The sequence below is a fragment of the Exiguobacterium sp. KKBO11 genome (assembly GCF_001644945.1).
Lineage (GTDB): Bacteria > Bacillota > Bacilli > Exiguobacteriales > Exiguobacteriaceae > Exiguobacterium_A > Exiguobacterium_A abrahamii.
This window is the reverse complement of record NZ_LUCU01000011.1, coordinates 1,074,091-1,097,876: the sequence shown is the minus strand read 5'-3', so window position 1 is coordinate 1,097,876 and position 23,786 is coordinate 1,074,091. Positions and strand designations below refer to the sequence as shown.

Genomic DNA, 23,786 nt, shown 5'->3' with positions numbered 1-23,786 from the left:
TCCCCCTATGACTCGATTCTATCTTAAGTTATGATGTGTGATTTGATACGTGTGATGGTGCTGTTGGAGTAGAAGCAGTCGCTGTGAGTGCATCATTGATGATACGTGCCTGCTCTACTTTATGACCTGACGGGTCACCTTCTGCTGTACTGGAACGACGACGACGACCGATGTAACGGACGGTTTGGATACCATTCGGTGCGACTGTCTCAAGTCGAGGTTCCATGAAGGACCACGCCCCCATGTTTTTCGGTTCTTCTTGCACCCAGACCATCTCTTCGACGGATTCATAGCGCGCGATGACTTCTTTTAAGGCTTTTGCCGGGAATGGATACAACTCCTCGACCCGGACGATTTGTAGCCAATCGAGATTCTCATCTGATTTCGAAACGGCTTCAGCTAGGTCGATTGCCATCTTACCAGAACAGAACACAAGACGTTTGACACGATCTGGCGCTTCTCCGAGCCCTGACTGTTCGATGACACGTTGGAAACTACCTTCCGTCAACTCAGAGACATCCGATGTTGCAAGCGGATGACGCAAGAGACTCTTCGGCGTCATGACGACGAGCGGTCGGACTTCTTCTTTTCCGAGAATCGCTGCTTGTCGGCGCAATAAATGGAAGTACTGGGCAGCACTCGATACGTTCGCGACCGTCCAGTTTTTCTCACCCGATAACGTCAAGAAGCGTTCTAAACGACCACTCGAGTGTTCTGGTCCTTGCCCTTCATAACCATGCGGAAGCAACATGACGAGACCTGATGTTTGTCCCCATTTCGCTCGGCTAGCTGAGATGAACTGGTCGAAGATGACTTGACCTGAGTTCGCAAAGTCCCCATATTGCGCTTCCCATAATACGAGCGTTTCCGGAGCGAAGACGTTATAACCGTATTCAAAACCAAGTACACCTGCTTCAGACAACGGACTGTTGTAGACCGAGAATGATGCAGTTGCCGTTGATAAGGCATGGAGTGGCGAGAAGCCTTCTCCTGTTTTCACATCATGAAGATTAATGTTCCGTTGTGCGAACGTTCCTCGTTCAGAATCTTGACCGCTCAAGCGGATTGGTGTTCCATCTGAGAGAATCGAAGCAAACGCCAATGTTTCGGCATGTCCCCAGTCAATTCCGTTCTTTGTCGAAAACGCATCCGTCCGGCGCTTCAGGACCTTCTCAAGTTTATGGAACACTTGGAAGCCATCCGGCCACTGTAACAATTCTTCGTTGTACGCCGTCAATGTTTCAATCGAGACCCCTGTCTCAATCGTCGGAACGCCTTTAAAGACGACGTCCGGCATGACCCCACCATACTCTTTCTCCGCGTTCGGTACTTTTTCACGAGCCGCTTTCATTTGATCATTGATCGACGTTTCAATCGATTGAATTTCGTCAGCTGTCGCATCCCCGTTCGCGACAAGCGTTTTCCCGTACAAGACACGAATTGGATCATGTTTATGAATCAAATCGTATAAGACCGGGTTCGTATTCATCGGTTCATCCATTTCGTTATGACCAAAACGACGATATCCGATTAAATCAATCATGACATCCTTCTTAAACGTTGCCCGGTACTCGCTCGCGAGCAAAGCGACTGCGAGACAGCTTTCCGGCTCATCCGCGTTGACGTGGAAGACTGGGATCTCGTAACCCTTAGCCAGGTCACTTGAGTAGCGCGTCGAACGGGAGTCCGTCGGCTCCGTCGTGAAGCCGATCGTGTTGTTCGCGATGATGTGAATCGTTCCACCGGTGTTATATCCTTTGAGGTTCGCTAAATTTAATGTTTCAGCAACGATTCCTTGACCTGGGAACGCAGCATCACCGTGTATCAGGATTGCAGCAGCAGCCGCTTGCTCTTGGCGTGGTGCACCTTTTTGTGAGCGATCATCTTGTGCCGCACGTGTGAAGCCTTCGACGACTGGGTCAACGAACTCAAGATGCGACGGATTGTTCGCAAGCGTCATCCGCACGTTACGTGTCTCTTGCTCGAGTTTTCGGTTTAAACCGAGGTGATACTTCACGTCGCCCGTCCAACCGTACGTGATCCCGATCGATCCTTCAGATGGTACGAGGTCGTGGTTCGGTGCATGCTGGAACTCAGCAAAGATCATTTCATATGGCTTCCCAAGTACGTGCGCCAAAACGTTCAACCGTCCACGGTGTGCCATTCCGATATTGATCGTCTCCGACCCATTCGAGATGAGGTGTCCGACGATCGTGTCGAGCAATGGCACCATCGCGTCAAGTCCTTCAATCGAGAAGCGTTTTTGACCGACATATGTTTTGTGCAAGTATTTTTCGAAGAGGTCCGTTTCAGCTAAGCGTTTGAACAACTGTTTCTTTTGTTCAGCGTCTAGCGTCGCCGTCAAAGCACCTTGCTCGATTTTCTGTCGGAGCCATTTCTTTTCATCGAGATCGTCGACATGCTGGAACTCAACTGCGGCTGCTCCCGTGTACTGCGCTTTTAAATGTTCGATGCCTTCAAACGCGTCCTGTACACCAGTTGGTGGTTCAGGACAGACGAGTGAGACTGGCATTTTTCGAAGATCTGCCTCTGTCAATCCGTACTGACTCAATTCGAATAATCCTGTTTCTCGCGGATGGTCCTTCAGCGGATAGATATCCGCCGCAAGATGTCCTTTTGCACGAATTTGTTCCGCTAAACGATTCGCCGCAAGATATTTTTCGAAATCTCCTGTCTCGACTTGCATCGGTACGACTGGTTCCGTCACGGGTGCACCATGCTCTTCGAAATAAGCACGTGTCTCCTCATCAACGGATGTCTTGTCTTCTAAAAAACGCTCGTACAATTCAATGATGTAGCCAAGGTTTGGTCCATAGAATGCTTGTTGATCTTGCTCGTGGCCTGCCATGTACGGTTCCCCCCGTTTCTATATTTCTCCCCACACATCCAGTGGATACTCGATGTGTTTCCAGCCCTCTACCTGTTAGCGCTTTCAAAAGGAATTGCATGAATAAAACGCTGAACGTCATGAGAAGGAATGATCGTGTCATTCTTCCATGAAAGTGCCTTCGTTACTATATTACTACTCTTTTCCTGTGTGTGCATTTCGAATTCCCAAATTCTCACGCTTAAATGTATAAGTTTTTCTTATGAGCGCTTAGCCAGTTATTTATGATTCGTTAAAAAACCGGCGTATCCGAATTTAGATACGCCGGTTTCATCATAAGACTTTACTAAGGAACGATTGCGTCCGTTCGTGTTGTGGAGAATCAAACAATGCTTGTGGTACGTTCTCTTCGACGATATAGCCACCATCCATGAATAAGACGCGATCTCCGACCTCACGAGCAAATCCCATCTCATGGGTCACGACGACCATCGTCATGCCTTCAAGGGCAAGTTGTTTCATGACGGCAAGCACGTCACCGACCATTTCCGGGTCGAGCGCTGACGTCGGCTCATCAAATAACATGATTTTCGGATTCATTGCAAGCGCGCGGGCAATTGCGACCCGCTGTTTTTGCCCCCCAGATAATTCACCTGGATAATTATCCGCTTTTTCACGTAATCCGACTTTATCGAGTAGTTCAAGTGCCCGCTGTTTCGCCTGTTCTTTATCCGATTTACGCACTTTGATCGGTGCAAGCGTGACGTTTTCTAGCACGGTCTTATGCGGGAAGAGATTAAAATGTTGAAAGACCATCCCGACTTCTTCCCGGACCTTGTTGATATCGACCTTTGGACTCGTAATATCGAAATCATCGACGATGACGGTACCACCTGTAATCTCTTCCAATCGATTCAAACAGCGTAAAAACGTACTTTTCCCAGATCCCGACGGACCGATGACACAAACGACTTCTTTTTCGGCAATCGAGACGTTGATGTCTTTTAAGACTTCATTCGAACCGAATGATTTCTTTAGATTCTTTACTTCTATGATACTCATCGTAATGTAAACCTCCGTTCCAAGAACTTCGCCACTAAGGACAAGAGATAAATGATGACGAAGTACATCAATCCGACGACGGACCAGACGATGAATGGTTCAAACGTCGTTGACTGCTGCACTTGACCTTGTTGTGTCAAGTCAGCGATCCCGATAATCGACAACAACGATGTATCTTTTAAGCTGATGATCGATTGGTTCGTAATCGTTGGTAACATCCGCCGGAATGCTTGCGGTAAGATGATCTGTACCATCGTTTGACGCCCTGTCATCCCGAGTGAACGCGCAGCTTCTGTTTGTCCTTTATCAATCGACTGGATACCAGCTCGAATGATCTCCGCAAAATAAGCACCGGCATTGATTGCGACCGTCAGTATCCCTGCATACATCCGGTCCATCGATAACCATTCGAGCGAATTGAGTCCAAAATAGATGAAGAATAACTGAACGATGAACGGCGTTCCGCGAATGACATCGATATAGACGATCGCGATCCCGTTTAAGATTTTTGATGGTGATAACCGCATCAATGCGACGACTAAGCCAATCAGAAAGCCGACGATGACCGCGATGATGAAAATATACAATGTGACTTGAAGCCCTTCCAAGAAAAATGGAAATGCGGTTTTGACCACTTCCATTGGCTATCCCACTCCCTTATCGCCTTGCGACTTATTTCAGATACGTGTCAACGATTTTATCGTATTCACCGTTTTCTTTCAGATTCGCAAGCCCTTTGTTGATTTTCTTCATCAGATCCTCGTTCTCACCTTTTAAGACAGCAATTCCGTAGTTGTCCCCGTTGAGACGGTCTCCGACAAGTTTTAATCCAAGGTTTTGTTGTTTGTTGGCATATGAGATGACAGGATAATCTTCAATCAAAGCAGCAGCGTTACCGTTCTTCACTTCTTGGAACATCGCTGGACTGTCATTGAACTGTGTGACCGTGAATCCCAGTTTGTCTGCGTTATCCGTTGCATATTTCGCACCCGTCGTTCCCTTTTTGACGGCTACTTTTTTCCCTTTTAAATCGTTGACGGATTTAATACCATTCTCATCTTCTTTGACGACTAGAATAAGACCAGCTTTGAAGTATGGATCCGAGAATGTGACGACTTTCTTCCGTTCTGGCGTAATACTCATACCAGCAATGGCAACGTCCAATTGATTTGCTTGAAGTGCCGGAATGATGCCGCTAAAGTCCATCGCTTCAAATTGAATCTTGAAGTTCTGATCCTTCGCGATTGCTTTCATGAGATCGATGTCGATTCCTTTGTACGTATCCCCGTCTTTATATTCGAATGGTGGATACGTGACGTCAATGCCGACCTTGTACGTCTTTCCTTCAGACGACTCTTCTTCTTTCGAACCGATGCTACATGCACCAAGTACGAGAACACAGCTCATCAAGAGCGCTAGCAAGATACTCCCTTTTTTCATGTTTGTTTCCCCTCTCCTATGTGTTAAAGATTGTCTACTTCACTTAGTACTTTCCCTGAAGAGTACCCTCTTTAAAACGTATTTTACCAGAAAAATTCTAAAAAGATAAATATTTCTGAATTTTTATTCGTTGTAATCGTTTTCTATTCAGCAACAAAAAAGAAGGCAACCCCTTGCTGGGATTGCCTCCTTCAATCATTTATGCCGCCGAGAGGACTTGAACCTCCACGGTGTTGCCACCACTAGATTCTGAGTCTAGCGCGTCTACCAGTTCCGCCACGACGACGTTGATTTATGATATTAATATAGCGGGTAACGAACTGAGTTGTCAATCATTTCGCAAGATGTTGCGAACGAACTTCTCGACGACATCATCATACAATGCCGGATCCTCAAAATAGGCCATCGCGTGAGCGGCATTTGGAATGACGACGAGCTCTTTTTCCGTTGGACAAGCTTCATACAGCTCATATACCATGTCTGTCGGTACAAACGTATCCGCCCCACCATGGATGAACAAAATCGGTACCTGTGCTTTTTTGACTTGTTTCAACGATGATGCTTCACGGAACGTATAACCTGCCTTTAGCTTCGTCAATACGCTCGTCATGCCTAAGAACGGAAAGTGTGGTAGTCGGTACATCCGCTTCATCTGATACGCAAGGACAGCATTGACGGACGTATAGGCACAATCAGAAATGATCCCTTTGATTTGTGGTGGGAGTTGTTCGCCACTCGTCATCAATACGGTCGCCCCTCCCATCGACACCCCATGCAAGAACAGTTTCGCATCCTGTCCGATCCGTTCAATCAGATAGTTCGACCAACTGAGACAATCTTCCCGATCATGCCATCCGAATCCGATATAGTGACCGTCACTCATTCCGTGTCCACGATTATCGGGCATCATGATATGGAAACCGGCCTGATGGTACAGATAGGCGAATCCGGCTAAATCCGTTCCGACGCCTCCGTACCCGTGCACGAGAATGACGATCCGATCTGACGGAACAGGTGACGGAAGAAAATGCCCGCGTAACGTTAAACCGTCTTTCGCTTCAATCTCGATCCGCTCAAGCGGTTGCTCCTTGATCCACGTCTGACCAGGTTGCATCAATCGGACCATCTCGTCACTTAAATCTCGATTATTCGATAAGAATGGCTTTGGATTCGTGGCGATTGCCATCTCATAAAAATAATAACTCGCTGCTACTAATCCGGATCCGATGACTCCGATTCCAATTTTTGTTCTGCGACGCATCTGCCCCACTCCTTCTTTCCGTTATAGCTCGATCTTTAGTTGAGCAGCATGGTCATCCTCTTCATCCTGCAAGACTTGTTGACGTAATCGTTGTTCTTGTTGCTGACGCCGGTAGGCAAATTCTTGGACGAGCTCTGTACCCGTGAATCCATCTTCTACGAGTTCGCTCAATAATTCCGTTTCTGTCTCGACGACCTCCCCCGGACGTCGCATGACGAGAACATCTCCGACTTGTGCAATCAGCAATTCATCTTCTAGACGAAGTGCATCGTAAAATGGTTCAGGTAACGTCATTCGACGTGTCTCCGGATTGATATGGACGCGTTTATAAACGCCTAATGCTTGAAACTTACGACGTGCCATTGCGTGCTCTCCTTTTTAGTTGAACGTAAGATCGATTCGTGAATCTTTCCCTTGAATACGAACCGTCCCCGTCGCTCCATTGATTAACGTCAACTGTGGCGGTTGATGACCGATGTCAAGATCATATAAGACTGGTAAGCCCGTCTCATCCGCGAGATATTGATATACGTCTAGCCATGTCAGGTCTTCTATAATCCTTGCAGACGTACGGCCAAATAAAAAGCCAGCCGCATGGTCGAACCACCCAGCATACGCCATTTGTCGCAGCGTCCGGTGTACCTCTGCAGAATTCGCTTCAGACACCTCAAAGTACCAGAGTATCGGTTCTCCGTTGATCTCTTCACGCTGGAAACGCTGCACATCTCCATACGGTGTCCCAATCAGATGGCGAATCGTCTCCAGACACCCACCAAGTAACCGTCCAGTCACTTCTGTTCGCTCATCAAGTGCTTTCCATTCCGTCGCTTCCGTTAGCTGAAATAACGAACCTGTTGGACGTTCTTCATCAGTCCACTCGGGTTGATAACGATCGGAAGCCCATTGTGTGACGGTTCCTCCAGTTGGCGTCGCGAGCACCCGTCGCCAGGCACTTGTCGTCTCGTCCCATTCTTCACTCCGAAGCTCAACGAAATTCGGACCATGTGCTGTCGCGATTCCCGTCTGAAGCGTCAGACTGAGCAATAACGTACTGATATCAGAATAGCCAAGCAACCATTTTGTTTGGTAAGTAGCTAGCGTCAACTCGGGTAAAAGATCAATGGCGCGTTCCCCGCCAAATGGCGGGATGACGGTATCAATCGTCTCATCCGTCATCATGTGATTCAATTCTTCGGCGCGTTGTTTGACCGGTGCACTCTCAGCAAGTTGATGCGACCAAATCGTTTCGCCTAAACGGACGTTCATTTGCCGTGCTTGTACCTGTTCAACTGCTTGTTCGACCCATTCCTGTTGCTGTTCACGTAATCCGGAGGAGGGCGCCGTCACTCCGATCGTTTGACCTGTCCAACCTAAAAATGGATATTTCATGGTGACCCCCTATAATGTCATAGTGTGAAACTATCTTCTCGTCAAAATATGAGTTCATTATACCGTTCTTATGCCGCATTACCAACTTTTATCCTGTTCGAACGTTGTGATACGAACAAAAAACACGATTCCGTACAAGCGACCTGAATGAACAAGTCGCATCGACGAAACCGTGTTTGATTCCTTTATTAGCTTGATGCTGATAGTTCAGCGTATTCCTCTTGCGTGAACGCACGGGAGCGTGTCAAAAAACGTTTCCCTTCGACACCTTCAAGAGAGAACATTCCGCCTCGACCATCCACGACATCAATGATGAGTTGCGTATGTTTCCAGTACTCATATTGATCTTCATGAATATAAAACGGACAACCACCGATCTCTCCCAGTTTTTTATCCTGATCTCCTAGGAATAGATCACCCTGCGCAAAACACATCGGGGAACTGCCATCGCAACAACCACCAGATTGATGAAACATCAACGGACCGTGTTTTTCTCTCAACTGGTCGATTAACTCTAGACAAGCTGCTGTCGCCTGAACACGTTCCACCATTTGCATCCACGTCCTTTCCGACTTAGAAGAAACCGAGTTTATTCGGGTTGTAACTAACGAGTAGGTTTTTCGTCCGTTGGTAATGGTTGAGCATCATCTTATGGTTTTCACGTCCGATCCCTGACATTTTGTAACCACCAAACGCCGCGTGAGCTGGATATTGGTGATAACAGTTCGTCCAGACGCGTCCTGCTTCGATCGCACGCCCAAACCGATAAGCACGGTTCATATCACGTGTCCAGACGCCCGCACCAAGACCATATAACGTATCATTCGCAATTTCGAGTGCTTCTTCTTCCGTCTTGAATGTCGTGACCGATAGAACCGGTCCGAAAATTTCTTCTTGGAAGATTCTCATCTTATTGTGTCCTTTGAAGATCGTTGGTTGGATGTAATATCCTTCTGCGAGATCCCCTTCGAGCATGTTGCGCTCTCCACCGATGAGACATTCTGCGCCTTCTGACTTACCGATTTCAAGATATGAAAGAATTTTCTCCATCTGCTCGTTCGAAGCTTGAGCACCCATCATGACGTCCGAATCAAGGGGATTTCCGATCTTGATGGCTTTGACGCGCTCAAGAACACGTTCCATGAACGGTTCGTAAATCGATTCTTGAATCAAGGCACGCGACGGACACGTACAGACTTCTCCTTGGTTCAACGCGAACATCAGTAATCCTTCGATTGCTTTATCGAAGAAAGCATCATCTGCCTGCATGATATCCTCAAAGAAGATATTCGGTGATTTCCCACCGAGTTCGAGTGTGACTGGAATCAAATTTTGTGATGCGTACTGCATGATCAAACGTCCTGTCGTCGTCTCACCCGTAAAGGCGATTTTTGCGATTCGTTTGCTTGAAGCGAGCGGTTTCCCTGCTTCAAGACCAAAACCGTTGACGATGTTAAGAACACCCGGTGGGAGTAAATCCTCAATGAGCTCAACGAGTACCATGATGCTCGCTGGTGTTTGTTCTGCTGGTTTTAAGACGACGCAGTTCCCTGCCGCGAGTGCTGGCGCTAGTTTCCAGACAGCCATCAGGAGTGGGAAGTTCCATGGAATGATTTGACCAACGACGCCAAGTGGCTCATGGAAGTGATACGCGACCGTATCTTGATCGAGTTCGCCGACCGAACCTTCTTGGGCACGGATGACGCCGGCGAAATAACGGAAGTGATCGATTGCGAGCGGTAGATCGGCGTTGAGTGTCTCACGGACCGCTTTCCCGTTCTCAAGTGTCTCTGCATAAGCGAGCATCTCAAGGTTTTCTTCCATCCGATTCGCGATTTTATTTAAAATGTTTGAGCGTTCCGTTACAGACGTTTTCCCCCATGCTTCTTTTGCCGCGTGTGCTGCGTCAAGAGCCAGTTCGATATCTTCCTTACCGGAACGAGCGACTTGGCACAATACTTTACCAGTGACAGGTGTGACATTATCAAAATATTCTCCCCCGACAGGTGCAGTCCACTTTCCGTTGATGTAATTTTCATACCGTTCCTTGTACTGTACTTTTGACCCTTGCTTGTTCGGAATGTCATAAATCATGCATTATTTCCTCCCTCAACTAAAATGGTCAAGCAGTGAGACGGATGCTTGTATGCGCTTACATTTTAATATAGGCTAAAACAGCCCCCTCGATACCATCGTACCAAAATTATATGAAAAGTCAAAAAATTCCGGTAACTATTTATGATTTTTTTCGAGAAAAAAACATCTCCATTTTCGGGAGATGTTTTGCCGGTCAAGACCGTGTCGGGTCAATTCCGTCTTCTTGGTCAGACGGTGTATCGGAACTACCGAAATCACTTACTTTCGAGAATCCATCCGTATCACCGTCGATGTCTTTCCCGCGGGCTGTGACAGATGGATCCAGTACGTCTTCTTCGCTTGGTCGCGAATTCGGGTCGTTCTCGTTTTGTTCTGCTTCTTCTTTTGCATGCTCGATGCATAATAACGTTTCCGGAATGATATCAAGACGTTCAATCTCAATCTCTTTTCCACAGACCTTACAAATGCCATACGTTCCGTCCTCGATCGCTTTTAGGGCACGGTCCACATCCGAGAGCATATCCTCTTGCATGTCCGTGATTGCTTGATCGCGTTCCCGCAAGAACAATTCATCGCCGGAATCGGCAGGATGATTATCGTAACTCGACAATTCACCTTCATCGTAGTCGGTATCGCGTTGTTCGATGTTTGATGTCGTCTTTTCTTTTTCCTTTAATAACCGTTGCTTGAATTCTTCCGTCTGTTGTTTAGATAACATGATTGTTCGACTCCCCTTCGTTAGAACCTCTGTTAAGAATGTAGCCTATTCGAAGAAGAGTTAAACCATCACGAACACTTATAAGAACGAATTGATCCATGAAGATCACAGATGACCGTCATGCATTCATTCCCATCGTTAAAACAAATCTGATGTGATCGTCCGTTCTTGGATGTCGTGATGTCATCAATCCACAGTTGCGAAGCATCTGCCGAAGACAGCATCGCAATTTTGTCACGAATCATGAATAAATCAAACGGTAACAGATTCAAGGATTGAATCGTCAAACCATGTTTACGGAAGAGTGGATCAAGCTGATATTGCGAAAGACTATACAAACACTTCTCGGCCCCACCAATCAACAACTGAATCGAATGGGAGGGCTCATGACTATCGATGCGCTCCTTGTGCAGGATGATTCGTCCTCGAACACCAGACTCATTGAAAATTCGTTGCGTATCCTCTTGTGAAAGGCGTGGTCCACCTTCCTTCACCTTTAAGACGATGTGGGCGAATTCAGCAAAATCAGGTTTCCCGATTTCAAGAGCCGGGATATGACGGACTTCTTCGCGTTCAATGATTTCAATCAAGTCACGCTCGACTTGGACACTGACCGTATCTGTCGAAAAGACACGGACGTCGATCACGAATTGATCAAGTACCGCATTTACTTCGATCGTGTACGTCAAATCAAGGTTTTTTTCTTGTTCAACCAATAGTCGATTCAAGATGAGTTGATGCAATAAATGGACTGGCGTACGCGAAGAAAATTGACTCGAATAAATCAAATGTTTTGGTCCGGTTCCTTTTGTAGTTTTTGGTCGTGCTCCGTTTAATCTATATACGTTCACTTTATAATTCAACATATGATCACCTTCTCTTACCTGAAAAATCGGAATAGAGATGTTCCGTTCATATAGCGTACAATGTATTTTAATCGCTAAATATTCGTTTTCGAATATTCCAAATTTAATATACAAATTGTAATCAAATTGTGATAGAAGAATTTCAAAAACTGATCATTTCGATGAGGACGTCGCATTTAATTCGATATACAAAAACACCTTTCACATCCCGTGAAAGGTGTTGAGAACACTTATTCTTAAGCAATCGAATTGACTTGGTGTTGCATCGCTTCATAATGTTCGATGATTCGAGATCCAAGTGGATCCGTTGCCGATAATTGTAAATACGCGTTTAGCGCATCTTCGATTCCATGTTTCGTAATATATGCATTTAATTCTGAAGATTCTGAATCATTTGGATCGAAATAGGTTAGAGCTGCTGCGATCCCACGCGCTAATCCATCTGCTTCGATGCCACGCTCCATCAATTCCTTTGCTGGTTTGACGAGTCGGTCACTTGGACTCAGTTTACGAATCGGTGAACGAGCGACACGTATGATTTCATCATGAATCCGCGGGTTTTCAAAGCGTTTCATATTCTTTTGGATATACGCACTATGATCGACCGGATTAAAGCCGTACTTTTCAAGTAATAGCCATCCTGTTTCGTAAAGTGCTGTCTGGACACCACGACGGATGCGTGGATCCGTTAGACTTTCAGCGATCGTCTCTTTATGGAATAGTGCTCCGAGATAAGAAGCGATCGCATGTCCCGTGTTGACGGTGAACAGCTTCCGCTCGATGAACGGTTCGATGTTCTCGACATAGGTGACACCTTCGATCCGTGGATAGGCTTCCGGTAGTCCAGTCGTCTCAATCACCCATTCAAAGAATTCTTCCACTTCGACGTACAACGGGTCTTCGTGATGTTGAAGGGGTACGATCCGGTCAACCGCTGCATTCGGGAAATACCAGTTTTCCGCTACGGGGTGATGTTTCGACACCTCTGCTTGCAAGTGTTTTGACCCACCGATCATGTTCTCACACGCAATGACGTAGACAGGTGTCCGTTGATCACGTTGACGTAATCCTTCAGCGATCAAAGGAGCTACTTTCGACAACAAGCTCGGACCGACAGCTGTCGTAATCACGTCTGCATCGCGAATCGCTGCAATGACTTGATCCGGTTCAGACAAACTATTGAGCGCCGTTACGCCGTCGACCCGTTCACGTCCCCCTTGTTCAGAGGCATAACCGACCTCATAGGTATGGCGTGCTTTTAATGCATCGACGACCGTCGTATTGACATCTACGAAACAGACTTCGTAACCCGTCTTGACAAGTTGTAAGCCGATGAAACCACGTCCGATGTTACCGGCACCAAAATGGATGGCTTTCATGGTTACACCTCCGCTGTCAATAAGGCGATGATCTCTTCTTTTGATGTCGCTGCCACGATACGCTCGACGTTCTCCTCATCGGAGCAAATGACCGCGATATTCGAGAGCAACTCGAGATGTTCGTCCCCGACGCCAGCGATACCGATGACGAGTCGTGCTTGTTCCGTTCCGAACGTTACGCCTTGCGGTACTTGTAGAATCGATAGTCCTGTTTTCTTGACTTGTGATTTAGCCGACTCTGTTCCGTGGGGAATTGCGACATGATTACCGATATAGACCGTTGATAAAGCGTGACGCTCTTGCATTGAATCGATATAACCCGCTTCGACATATCCATGATCGACGAGGAGTTGACCGGCAGCCGTAATGGCTGCCGTCTCGTCTGCGAATTGTTGGTCCAGTAATACAAGTTCCGGTGAAAGGTTCATTGTCGTTGTCATGTTTATTCCTCCTTGAATATCTCTATCTTTATTTTTAAGAAATCTTATTTCTTGCTGTTTCGATCTCATGAACGAGTTGATCATAATATCCGGCATTTAAGAAATTATCGACTGATCGGTGTTCTGCCGTTGGTACCTGTTCCTTCGCCCGCTCCGTCAAATCACGATGCGTGATGATCAGTTCGGCGTTTGGCGGCAATTGACTGATCGACGTATTCGTTACCTTGATCGGTAAGCCCGCTTTATTGATCTTATTGCGAAGGACGGATGCTCCCATCGCACTCGATCCCATACCAGCGTCACAAGCGAAGATGATATGTTCGACTTCCGCAAGTGGTTTGGCATCAGCTGAAACGAGTGTCGAGGCAATCGATTGTTTTCCTTTCATCGCACTGACGTTCGCGCTTGCTTCTTCAAGGGATGTCTCTTTTGCTTTGCTTGTCTTCAGCAGAACAGTTGAGACAACGAAGGTCACAGATGCTGAAACAAGGACACCGGCGATCAATCCGACGTAAGAACCGCGGGATGCCATTGCAAGAACCGCAATGATACTACCTGGTGAAGCAGGTGCAACTAAACCGACATCAAATAGGACGAATGTGAGGATCCCACTCATACCACCTGCGATCATCGCAAGCAATAAGACCGGCTTCATCAAGACATACGGGAAGTAAATTTCGTGAATCCCACCGATGAACTGAATGAACGCGGCACCCGGTGCTGTTTTCTTTGCTGCACCAGAACCGAAGAACGAGTAAGCGAGTAACAATCCGAGACCCGGACCGGGGTTAGCTTCGAGTAAGAACAGAACTGATTTGCCCGCCTCGTTTACTTGATCGAGACCCAGTGGGCTTAAGATGCCGTGGTTGATGGCGTTGTTCAAGAATAAAATTTTCGCTGGTTCGATGAACAAACTCGCTAATGGTAGCAAGTGTGCACTGACGATCGCACCAACTGCTGCAGCCATGATGTCGTCAAGACCTGTCATGAGTGGTCCGAATACTTTGAATCCACCGAGCATCAACAAACCACCGATGATTCCGACCGAGAAATTGTTGACGAGCATTTCGAGACCTGGTTTGATTTTTCCTTCGATCAACTGATCGAACTTTTTGATGACGTATCCGCCAAGTGGTCCCATGATCATGGCACCGAGGAACATCGGAATCTCTGTTCCGACGATGACCCCCATCGTCGCGAGCGTCCCGACGACGCCCCCTCTGACGTCATGCATTAATTTTCCGCCTGTGTATCCGATCAGCAACGGTAAAAGATAGGTGATTGTCGGACCGACGAGTTCACCGAGTTCCTTATTTGGTGCCCATCCAGTTGGGATGAACAGTGCCGTGATGATCCCCCAGGCGATGAATGCACCGATGTTCGGCATGACCATACCGCTTAAAAAGCTTCCGAACCGTTGAACTTGTACACGGATGCCCCGTGCTCCATTTTGAGCTGTCGCCATTGCGTTAGCCTCCATTTCGTGTATGAGTTGATAAGATGATTGCTTTGCTATGACCTTATTGTAAGAGTACTGCAAGCGCTTACTCAATCTTTCCTAGTTCAGTCTTTGTCCAAGAAGTTGGACAGACTGAAAAGAAGCCTGCTTGACGTGAAAAAATCCCTGTCACTTCAGGAATGGAGTGACAGGGATTTTTCAAGTGTGACCTAGGAATTGATCAATGACCGTTCGAAACGTTCGATTCAAAAGCAGACGAATCGTCTGTTCCTCCCCGAACTCGAATTGATCCATTTGTTCGGGACTCTCGATGATCGCAGCACTGATCGAACTGAGTAATTCAAGCAGTTCGTTCGAGGTCTCTTCCGGTGCGACCAAGACGAGGAGCCGTTCGACGGATTGTAACTGTTGATCCATTCCGAGCAAGTCGATCGGTTCAGGCAATTCAAAGATGAGGAATCCCCCTCGTTGAATCGTCGCATCGCGTCCGTGAAACAGCGCAAGCCGCGTTCCCGGAATACCAAGACCTGACATCTCATGACGACGTAGCAATTGTCCAGAGAGCGAAACAGCTGACTTCGCCAATCCTTGCTCGACCATGCGTGTACTGATCTCAAACAAGAGCGATTCAATCCCATCGCCCACGCGCTCTAACCGTTCCATTCGGAATCCGTCCGATACTTGAATGGACGATGCAACGAGCCGATGCAATTGTTCAAGATCGAGCCATTCCGTTTTCGTCTTTCGCGGTGCCGGTTGAAAGGATTTAGGCAAGGCGAGAATTAATTTCCGGATCCGTTCGACCTCATCCTGAGGAAGCAACGGGTTGACGAGAAGATGTGGTGGGCGAATATCAGGCAACGGCACAGTCGACAAAACGAAGTCGTACGAGTCGATTGGTAACCGTTCGATGCCAAACAGGGACGAGTTATCGATGTGCTCGAGTTCAGCGAATTCTTGCCGTAACCGGTTCATCAATAACTTCGAAGAACCGAGTCCAGCAGAGCAAACGACTAGAACACGATATGGTAGTTTAGGTGTCGGTTTACTCAGGACAGCTCCGAAATGCATGACCCAAAATGCTAAATCTACGTCTTCAAATGTCGCATCGGTGAAGATAGACAGCGCTGCTTGTTTGACCGCATCGAACAAGCGCGGATATTCCCGTTCGATTTGTTTGATGACATAGGACGGATTGACGCTATTTTGACGTGTGTACGATTGAATATGCGAGACGAGTCCGCGTTCTAGCGCATGATCCTTCGTAAAGTTCGTTCCATATAGTAAGGAGACATGCTCAATCAATCGTTTTACACGAAGGCGCGTGACGAGTTCTTCCGTATCTCCTGCGTCCGATTGAAAGAAAGCACGCAATTCTTCTGATAACCATTGGCGTTCAGCAATCGACAACGTGTCAGGTAAACGCTCTTCGACGCGTTCCACCCATTTGAGGATTTCGACCGGATACGCTTTTAACTCGTAACGCATCGGAAACTGATCTTTGCGTAACGCTTGTAAAGCTAAGCTGAGTGTCGCACGCATGATTTGTCGGTCATTGAGACGCCCTTCTTTCGTCAATGGTGCTATGACCGCGTACGCTTGATTGATCATCTCAAGCCAGGATGTTCGATTCATGCGTAACAGATGAGGTAATTGCCCAGCGTCGCCTTGTAACAAGCGATAGAAAGCAAGAACATCCCATTGCGTAAAGATCAATGAAATCAGTAAACGGCGTTTGTTGATTTCTTCGCCGATGACTTCGGCACCAATACCTTTTTTTCGCTTGATTTCAAGGTCATATTGTAGAAACCATTCATCAATCCGCTCTAAATCCTGGCTAACCGTGCTCGGAGCCACATACATCGCATGGGCGATTGCCTGTAATTTGACCATCCCTTCTTCTTGTAGTAGCCGATACGCTAACTCGACTTGGCGATCTTCAGCGTTCGGTAATTGTTTATGTGACAACAAGAGTTGGTCCCGTAATGCATGTTTGGCTTCGTCTGTTCCTTCAATTAAGAGACCTCTGCCGCGGACATATGTCAAACGCAAGTCATGATCTTCTAAAGATTGGGCAAGACGATCGCGTTCACGTTGAATCGTTCGTTCCGATGTCTCGAGTGTTTCCGCGATCTCTTGTATTTGAACAGGTTCTTCGCGTGATAAGAGGAAAAATAAGATATCATGTTCCCGTGGTGTAAATTCAGTCATGCAGCCTCACTCTTTTCTGCCAAGATTCGAGGATGACATCATATGCAGTCGGATCAAGAACCCGATCGACTGGATGCACCGAACAATGTGTTTTCCATACGTGTCGATGGACGAGTTGCGTTTCTCCGACGATAAAAGATGCCTGATCAGGTAGTTCTGCGATCCGACATGTCTTAACGTCTGTCGTAATACCGCATTCAAGTAAGCGCTTTCTTAAAATCGTAGCACCCATGACACTACTCGCCATTCCACTCTCGCATACGAAATAGATGATTTCTGAATTCATCTGTCATACCTCCTCTTCATTTTATAAGAATAGCAGAAATATTTTCGGTGTTTCACCTTGAAACAAAATCAATAGTTATTTTTGAACTGGCAGCTTTCTATGCCAAACACAAAAAAGCCTGGATTTCTGATGATGTCAGAAATCCAGGCTATGTGATTTAGCCTGTTTGTTGCATTGCTTTTAAATATTGTCCGACGGCTTCCGCTACTTCACGACCTTCGCGAATCGCCCAGACGATCAATGATTGACCCCGTCTTGCGTCACCTGCGGCAAATACGCCTGGCCGGTTCGTCGCGTAACGCGTCGTCTTGATTTTCCCTCGTTCCGAGGCGACCGCTAAATGTTCGAGTACATTCTCTTCGACACCACTGAATCCGATGGCGATCCAGACTTGATCGACCGGGAAGTAACGATCGCTCCCTTCGATCTCCTCGAAGATCACTGCTCCCGATTCATTTTTTGTTTTCGTTGTCTGAATCGTCCAGACACCCGTGACTTGACCCGATTCACTTGTTGTGAATCGCTTGATCGCGATCAAGTATTCACGAGGATCCCGACCGAATTGTTGAAACGCTTCTGCGTACCCATAATCGATGGAGTAGAGTGACGGTGTATCCGGCCACATGTTTCCTGTTGCACGCGTCGTACCCGGTTGTTCATGTTTACCGAATTGGACGACGGAGCGACAACGTTGACGGAGTGCTGTTGCCACACAGTCCGCTCCGGTGTCGCCTCCACCGATGACGAGAATATCTTTATCTTTTGCGTCATGATCAGCAGACAACGGTTCTTGCGAGAGCACGTGACGTGTCACCCCTGTCAAATAATCCATCGCATAACCGACTCCACGCGTTGGCGCTTCCGTTAATTTGCGCGGTTCCGTCGCGCCGACACATAAGATCACCGCGTCATACTCCGCTTCAAGTGTCTCGAGAGTGATATCTGCACCGATCGTGACGTTCGTCCGGAAGTGGATCCCTTCTGCTTCAAGTAAATCAACACGGCGCTGTACGACCTCTTTATCAAGTTTCATGGCTGGTATACCGTATGTGAGTAATCCGCCAATCCGATCTTCCCGCTCGTAGACCGTCACTTGGTGACCGGCTTGATTCAGCTGATCGGCAGCCGCAAGACCGGCAGGACCAGATCCAACGATGGCAATCGAACGTGTCGATCGTATTGCTGGAATTCGGGGCACGACCCATCCTTTTTCAAAGCCGATGTCGATGATCGTCCGTTCGATATCTTTGATCGCGACCGCAGGTTCATGAATCGACAACGTACACGATCCTTCACATGGCGCTGGGCAGACACGACCCGTGAATTCTGGGAAATTGTTCGTCTCAAGAAGGCGATCGAGTGCCTCTTGAAAACGTCCTTCTTCTACGAGCAAGTTCCATTCTGGAATCAAGTTATAGACTGGACAACCAATCTTCACTTGATCAAATACTTCCCCTACATGGCAAAACGGGGTGCCACAATCCATACATCGACTTGCTTGTTGACTCGCTTCCGCTTCCGTCAAAGCCGTCTTATATTCCTTAAAGTCACCCACCCGTTCGCTTGGATGTCGTTCCGTCCCACCCGAACGAGCAACTGTCATGAATTGATCGCGTCGTTTCATCGTACCCCTCCTGTTCTGCGCCCTAGATGTGTCTCAAATGCGAGCAACATCGCTTCTTCGGTGTTGTGTCCTTGTTTTGCGAAATCAGCCATCAACGTCGTCACTTTCTCATACGTCGAAGGAATGACGCGGATGAACGAATGAATGACATGATCCCAGTTCGCTAGAATCGCATCGCCCTGCTCACTACCGGTCCGTGCAACGTGACGTTCGATGAACGTCTTCAGTCGAGCAATCTCTTCGACATGCGTGACGGGTCCCGTCAAAACGAGTTCGCGGTTGACGCGCTGTAAAAATTGCTCAGGATGACGCGGCAAGACATAGGCGACACCACCTGACATACCGGCAGCAAAGTTTTTTCCGACATCGCCAAGGACGACAACGGATCCACCGGTCATATACTCGAGTCCATGGTTGCCGATTCCTTCGACGACAGCGACTGCTCCACTGTTTCGAACCGCAAATCGCTCACCTGCCTGACCGTTGACATAGAGTTCTCCACTCGTCGCCCCGTAAAGTGCGACGTTACCAATGATCGACTGATCGGACGAGACGAACGAAATCGAACGTGGAGGATGAACGGCGATGATACCTCCGGACAATCCTTTCCCGACGTAATCATTCGCTTCTCCCGTGACATCAAGCGTTACTCCGCGTGGTAAATACGCGCCTAAACTTTGTCCGGCAGATCCATTCAGTTCGAGTTTCAATCGATCCGTCGGCAGACCAAGTGCCCCAAACCGTCTTGTCAGCATGGCACCGGTCTGTGTTCCAATCGCACGGTCTGTATTTTGAATCATTAAACGTAGTGTCTGAGGCTGACTGAAATCTGCCGCCTCCAAATACGGCGATATTTCACGAGCGTCAAAGGAACGCTCGACATGATGCTGTTGTTGTTCAGCCGGACCGTGTGTCACATGGACGAGGAGACGCGAAAAATCAAGACTCTTCGCTTTCCAATGCGTCCGTTGTCGCTCCGATGGTTCGAGTAAATCCGTACGCCCTACGAGATCTTGCAGCCGTCTTACACCGAGTTTCGCTAAATGTTCTCGTACTTCCTCAGCAATGAACGTCATGAAATGGACGACGTCATCGGCAGATCCCGTGAATTTCTTACGGAGCTCCGGATCTTGCGTCGCGACACCAACAGGACACGTATCGAGATGACAAGCACGCATCATGATACATCCGACGGCGATGAGCGGAGCTGTCGCAAACCCATACTCATTCGCTCCGAGCATCGCGGCGAGGATGACGTCGCGACCAGTCAATAGCTTTCCGTCGGTTTCAAGGACGACACGCTCGCGCAACCCGTTTAATGTCAACGTTTGATGCGTCTCAGCAAGACCAAGTTCCCATGGCAGTCCGGCATGTTGAATACTCGTCTTCGGCGAGGCACCTGTGCCGCCGTCATGACCACTGATGACGATAACATCGGCAAGTCCCTTCGCAACTCCAGCCGCGATCGTCCCAACGCCACCTTTGGCGACAAGTTTGACGCTAATCCGGGCTTGATCGTTCGCACGTTTTAAGTCATGAATTAACTGGGCCAAATCTTCAATCGAATAGATATCATGGTGTGGAGGTGGGGAAATCAATCCAACACCCGGTGTCGATGCACGCACCCGTGCAATCCACGGATAGACTTTTTCACCAGGCAATTGACCGCCTTCACCGGGTTTCGCACCTTGTGCCACTTTGATTTGTAATTCGTCCGCGTGAACGAGGTAATGACTCGTCACCCCAAAACGACCAGAGGCGATCTGTTTGATTCGGCTCATCCGGAAGTCACCATTTTCATCCCGTTCGTATCGTTCCTCCTCTTCACCGCCTTCACCACTATTACTCTTACCACCTAATCGGTTCATCGCAATCGCAAGCGTCTCGTGTGCTTCTTTTGATAACGATCCGTAGGACATCGCACCCGTCTTGAAGTATTTGACGATTTCGCTGACAGGCTCGACTTCCTCGATCGGGATCGCCGTCGTCTCCTTGAACGTCAACAGATGTCGTAGCACCGTTGCCGGTTCCTCCTGAATGCGTTGAGCGTACTTTTGATAAAGCCGGTAATCATTCGTACGGCATGCGTGTTGTAACAAATGAATCGTTGCTGGGTTAAAGGCATGATGTTCTCCCGCTTGACGGTACCGGAAGACACTACCGGACTCTAAATGAATCCGTTCATCTGCAATCTGTTGTGCTCGTCGGACTTCTTCTTCCATCAGTTCAAGCGTCATCCCGCTCAATTGAGAGACCGTACCCGTGAAATGCTGCTCGATGACGGAACGATCGATTCCGACCGCTTCAAAGATTTGCGCACCACAGTAGCTGAAGACCGTCGAAATGCCCATCTTCGACATGACTTTGACGACGCCTTCCGTGACTGCTTTTTGGTAACGTTTGTCTACATCCGTAAAACGATCCCCTACCGCTTCTTCAAGCGTCGCATATGCCAGGTACGGATAAATCGCATCCGCACCGTATCCGATCAACGTCGCGACATGGTGGACTTCACGAATCTCTCCCCCTTCAACGATCAAGCTGAGATTTGTACGTAATCCCTTACGGATCAGCGCATGATGAATCGCACTCGTCACTAAGAGGATTGGCATCGGCAAGGTGCCGGGGCGTACGAGACGATCCGATAACGTCAATAATTCATACCCGTTTTGTGCGGCGGTCACAGCCTCATCAACGATCATGTCGAGTGCTACTGCAAGCGAGTCGGTGAACGTCGTCGAAATCGTTTTTTGCTTAAGCCCACTTTGTTTAAGCGCATGGGATTCGTCTGGTCGCAGAATCGGGGTCTCTAAGCGAACACGACGACAGTTCGCGCGGTTCGGCGTCAGCAGTTCCCCTTGTCGACCAAGCCATGTCAGCGTCGAGGTGACGATCTCTTCGCGTAACGCGTCAATTGGTGGATTCGTGACTTGTGCGAACAGTTGCTTGAAATATCGGAACAAGGATTGAGGGCGTTCACTTAAGACCGCTAGCGGTATATCCGTCCCCATCGCACCTAAAGGATCCTTTTGTTCTTCGACGAGCGGGATCAAGTATTGATCGATATCTTCACGCGTATATCCGAAGTGTCGTTGTTTCGTTCCAAGTTCAACGAGTGTTTCCTTGAAGTCGTTACTTGAAAGGGAAACGACTTCTTGCGCGAGCCACTCCGCGTAGGGATGACGTGTCGCTAGCTCCCGTTTAATCTCTTCGTCTGCGATCAACTGACCGGACGCAAAGTCGAGTAAAAGCAGTTCACCCGGTGCTAATCGTTTTTTGTACAGGATGTCTTGTTCACGAAGAGGGAGTACTCCTGCTTCTGACGACAACATGAAGTGACCATCGCGTAACAATACATATCGCGCTGGACGTAAACCGTTTCGGTCAAGCGTCGCACCGATCTGTTTTCCGTTCGTAAAGACGATTGCAGACGGACCATCCCATGGCTCCATCATGCTACTGTGGTACTCATAATACGCGCGCTTCGCTGGTCTGATCTCAGCATGTTCGAATGGTTCCGGTACGAGCATCAGTGCTGTCTCAGCGAGTGAGAGTCCGGACAGATGAAGAAACTCAAACGCATTATCAAGCATCGACGAATCGCTACCTGTCTCATCTAGAATCGGTAACACTTCCTCTGCCCGATTACCATATGTCGTCTCAGCAAGTCGACGTTCTCGACCGCGCATCGCACGAATATTTCCTTGCAACGTATTGATTTCGCCGTTGTGAATCAAATAACGGTTCGGATGGGCACGTTTCCAACTTGGGAACGTATTCGTACTAAAACGCGAATGCACAATACCAAATCCTGATTGATAACGTTCGTCTCGTAAGTCATCGAAGTACGCACGCAATTGATCCGTCGTCACGAGTCCCTTATAAACGATTGTTTCACTCGAGCTACTCAGGACGTATTGTTCAAGACCGAGTTGCTCCGATTCACGTTCAAATGCGCGACGAATCAAAAAGAGTGTTCGTTCAAATGTCAATCCTTCCATCGCCTTTGCACCAATGAAACATTGACGAATGACTGGCTCAGTGCGGCGGGCACCCGACCCAAGCACTTCCGACTGGACGGGTACGGTACGCCATCCTAAGACGTCTTGTCCTTCCGTCAAAATGATTGACTCTAACGTTCGTTCGAGTCGCACCCGTTCTCGTTCCTCACGTGGTAAGAACATCATGAAAACGCCATAATCCCCTTTTTTAGGGAAGGAAATGTGACGAACCGTTTCACGAAATAAACGATCTGGTAATTGCGTTAAAATACCCGCCCCGTCTCCGGTCTTCGCATCGCTTCCTTGTCCACCACGGTGTTCCATTTGACAAAGCATGGCCAATGCATGTTCAACGATTTCATGACTCGCTCGTCCTGTTTGATGTGCGTAAACCCCGATCCCGCACGCATCATGTTCCATACGAGGGTCGTATAATCCCTGCTGTTCAGGGTATTGATGAAATGTCATAGTAGCACTCTCCTTGCCTTCTTAATTTTCTGTATATTCAGTTAAATTATACTTTACACCCTTTTATGTTTATTCGCTACTATGCATAATCTTCATTTTATTTAACCTTCGAAGGTAGAATTACCATATATCAACATTGATAACGCTTACATAAACTTGGATATTCATTCAATATTTTTTTTGGTTGAATTCTACACTTTGTGCGCGTATTACTTTGCCCGAACATATGATTCCGTG

18 protein-coding genes and 1 tRNA gene are annotated in these 23,786 nt (G+C 47.8%); all 19 read right to left on the bottom strand.

Annotated features, from left to right (window positions below; genetic code table 11):
- Window positions 1-28: 28 nt before the first annotated feature.
- Window positions 29-2,869 carry a 2-oxoglutarate dehydrogenase E1 component gene (locus tag AYO36_RS05650; protein ID WP_064299712.1) on the bottom strand — a complete coding sequence of 947 codons (2,841 nt, stop codon included), beginning with the start codon at window positions 2,867-2,869 and terminating at the stop codon, window positions 29-31.
- Between the two features lie 312 nt (window positions 2,870-3,181).
- Entirely contained in the window at window positions 3,182-3,910 is a 729-nt protein-coding gene (locus AYO36_RS05645) for an amino acid ABC transporter ATP-binding protein (protein ID WP_023468549.1), read from the bottom strand.
- Entirely contained in the window at window positions 3,907-4,551 is a 645-nt protein-coding gene (locus tag AYO36_RS05640) for an amino acid ABC transporter permease (protein ID WP_023468550.1), read from the bottom strand. Before AYO36_RS05640 ends, AYO36_RS05645 begins: the two co-directional genes overlap by 4 nt.
- 31 nt (window positions 4,552-4,582) lie before the next feature.
- The gene (locus tag AYO36_RS05635; RefSeq protein ID WP_023468551.1) at window positions 4,583-5,350 is read right to left on the bottom strand and encodes a transporter substrate-binding domain-containing protein; all 768 of its coding nucleotides are present in this window, start codon (window positions 5,348-5,350) and stop codon (window positions 4,583-4,585) included.
- Window positions 5,351-5,552: 202 nt separating this feature from the next.
- Window positions 5,553-5,636 (bottom strand) — tRNA-Leu (locus AYO36_RS05630).
- Window positions 5,637-5,678: 42 nt separating this feature from the next.
- On the bottom strand, window positions 5,679-6,611 hold the full coding sequence (locus AYO36_RS05625; RefSeq protein WP_064299711.1) for an alpha/beta hydrolase: 933 nt from the start codon (window positions 6,609-6,611) through the stop codon (window positions 5,679-5,681).
- Between the two features lie 21 nt (window positions 6,612-6,632).
- A complete protein-coding gene (locus AYO36_RS05620; protein WP_050678281.1) occupies window positions 6,633-6,974 on the bottom strand; it encodes a hypothetical protein in 342 nt (113 codons plus the stop codon).
- A gap of 15 nt (window positions 6,975-6,989) precedes the next feature.
- The gene (locus AYO36_RS05615) at window positions 6,990-8,000 is read right to left on the bottom strand and encodes a S66 family peptidase (protein ID WP_064299710.1); all 1,011 of its coding nucleotides are present in this window, start codon (window positions 7,998-8,000) and stop codon (window positions 6,990-6,992) included.
- 188 nt (window positions 8,001-8,188) lie between these two features.
- The gene (locus AYO36_RS05610) at window positions 8,189-8,551 is read right to left on the bottom strand and encodes a DUF779 domain-containing protein (RefSeq protein WP_023468555.1); all 363 of its coding nucleotides are present in this window, start codon (window positions 8,549-8,551) and stop codon (window positions 8,189-8,191) included.
- Between the two features lie 22 nt (window positions 8,552-8,573).
- On the bottom strand, window positions 8,574-10,094 hold the full coding sequence (gene adh / locus AYO36_RS05605) for an aldehyde dehydrogenase (protein ID WP_023468556.1): 1,521 nt from the start codon (window positions 10,092-10,094) through the stop codon (window positions 8,574-8,576).
- 196 nt (window positions 10,095-10,290) lie between these two features.
- A complete protein-coding gene (locus AYO36_RS05600; protein WP_023468557.1) occupies window positions 10,291-10,815 on the bottom strand; it encodes a TraR/DksA C4-type zinc finger protein in 525 nt (174 codons plus the stop codon).
- A gap of 68 nt (window positions 10,816-10,883) precedes the next feature.
- Window positions 10,884-11,681, bottom strand: coding sequence for a hypothetical protein (locus AYO36_RS05595; protein ID WP_050678284.1), 798 nt, complete (start codon window positions 11,679-11,681; stop codon window positions 10,884-10,886).
- A gap of 236 nt (window positions 11,682-11,917) precedes the next feature.
- Complete coding sequence (locus AYO36_RS05590) at window positions 11,918-13,060, bottom strand: mannitol-1-phosphate 5-dehydrogenase (protein ID WP_064299709.1); 1,143 nt, start codon at window positions 13,058-13,060, stop codon at window positions 11,918-11,920.
- A 2-nt stretch (window positions 13,061-13,062) separates the two neighbouring features.
- Complete coding sequence (locus tag AYO36_RS05585; RefSeq protein ID WP_231884652.1) at window positions 13,063-13,500, bottom strand: PTS mannitol transporter subunit IIA; 438 nt, start codon at window positions 13,498-13,500, stop codon at window positions 13,063-13,065.
- Window positions 13,501-13,534: 34 nt separating this feature from the next.
- Window positions 13,535-14,965: a PTS mannitol transporter subunit IIBC gene (locus AYO36_RS05580; protein ID WP_064299708.1), complete on the bottom strand. Its 1,431-nt coding sequence runs from the start codon at window positions 14,963-14,965 to the stop codon at window positions 13,535-13,537.
- 192 nt (window positions 14,966-15,157) lie between these two features.
- Window positions 15,158-17,170 carry a BglG family transcription antiterminator gene (locus AYO36_RS05575; RefSeq protein ID WP_064299707.1) on the bottom strand — a complete coding sequence of 671 codons (2,013 nt, stop codon included), beginning with the start codon at window positions 17,168-17,170 and terminating at the stop codon, window positions 15,158-15,160.
- The gene (locus AYO36_RS05570) at window positions 17,163-17,456 is read right to left on the bottom strand and encodes a PTS sugar transporter subunit IIB (RefSeq protein ID WP_050678288.1); all 294 of its coding nucleotides are present in this window, start codon (window positions 17,454-17,456) and stop codon (window positions 17,163-17,165) included. Before AYO36_RS05570 ends, AYO36_RS05575 begins: the two co-directional genes overlap by 8 nt.
- A 157-nt stretch (window positions 17,457-17,613) precedes the next feature.
- Complete coding sequence (locus AYO36_RS05565; protein ID WP_064299706.1) at window positions 17,614-19,080, bottom strand: glutamate synthase subunit beta; 1,467 nt, start codon at window positions 19,078-19,080, stop codon at window positions 17,614-17,616.
- The gene (gene gltB / locus AYO36_RS05560) at window positions 19,077-23,549 is read right to left on the bottom strand and encodes a glutamate synthase large subunit (protein ID WP_064299705.1); all 4,473 of its coding nucleotides are present in this window, start codon (window positions 23,547-23,549) and stop codon (window positions 19,077-19,079) included. Before gltB ends, AYO36_RS05565 begins: the two co-directional genes overlap by 4 nt.
- Window positions 23,550-23,786: the final 237 nt, after the last annotated feature.

Bases quoted from the DNA above. Each gene is read 5' to 3' on its own strand.
- AYO36_RS05650 (WP_064299712.1), bottom strand. From the start codon at position 2,869: ATGGCAGGCCACGAGCAAGATCAACAAGCATTCTATGGACCAAACCTT.
- AYO36_RS05645 (WP_023468549.1), bottom strand. From the start codon at position 3,910: ATGAGTATCATAGAAGTAAAGAATCTAAAGAAATCATTCGGTTCGAAT.
- AYO36_RS05640 (WP_023468550.1), bottom strand. From the start codon at position 4,551: ATGGAAGTGGTCAAAACCGCATTTCCATTTTTCTTGGAAGGGCTTCAA.
- AYO36_RS05635 (WP_023468551.1), bottom strand. From the start codon at position 5,350: ATGAAAAAAGGGAGTATCTTGCTAGCGCTCTTGATGAGCTGTGTTCTC.
- AYO36_RS05625 (WP_064299711.1), bottom strand. From the start codon at position 6,611: ATGCGTCGCAGAACAAAAATTGGAATCGGAGTCATCGGATCCGGATTA.
- AYO36_RS05620 (WP_050678281.1), bottom strand. From the start codon at position 6,974: ATGGCACGTCGTAAGTTTCAAGCATTAGGCGTTTATAAACGCGTCCAT.
- AYO36_RS05615 (WP_064299710.1), bottom strand. From the start codon at position 8,000: ATGAAATATCCATTTTTAGGTTGGACAGGTCAAACGATCGGAGTGACG.
- AYO36_RS05610 (WP_023468555.1), bottom strand. From the start codon at position 8,551: ATGGTGGAACGTGTTCAGGCGACAGCAGCTTGTCTAGAGTTAATCGAC.
- adh (WP_023468556.1), bottom strand. From the start codon at position 10,094: ATGATTTATGACATTCCGAACAAGCAAGGGTCAAAAGTACAGTACAAG.
- AYO36_RS05600 (WP_023468557.1), bottom strand. From the start codon at position 10,815: ATGTTATCTAAACAACAGACGGAAGAATTCAAGCAACGGTTATTAAAG.
- AYO36_RS05595 (WP_050678284.1), bottom strand. From the start codon at position 11,681: ATGTTGAATTATAAAGTGAACGTATATAGATTAAACGGAGCACGACCA.
- AYO36_RS05590 (WP_064299709.1), bottom strand. From the start codon at position 13,060: ATGAAAGCCATCCATTTTGGTGCCGGTAACATCGGACGTGGTTTCATC.
- AYO36_RS05585 (WP_231884652.1), bottom strand. From the start codon at position 13,500: ATGACAACGACAATGAACCTTTCACCGGAACTTGTATTACTGGACCAA.
- AYO36_RS05580 (WP_064299708.1), bottom strand. From the start codon at position 14,965: ATGGCGACAGCTCAAAATGGAGCACGGGGCATCCGTGTACAAGTTCAA.
- AYO36_RS05575 (WP_064299707.1), bottom strand. From the start codon at position 17,170: ATGACTGAATTTACACCACGGGAACATGATATCTTATTTTTCCTCTTA.
- AYO36_RS05570 (WP_050678288.1), bottom strand. From the start codon at position 17,456: ATGAATTCAGAAATCATCTATTTCGTATGCGAGAGTGGAATGGCGAGT.
- AYO36_RS05565 (WP_064299706.1), bottom strand. From the start codon at position 19,080: ATGAAACGACGCGATCAATTCATGACAGTTGCTCGTTCGGGTGGGACG.
- gltB (WP_064299705.1), bottom strand. From the start codon at position 23,549: ATGACATTTCATCAATACCCTGAACAGCAGGGATTATACGACCCTCGT.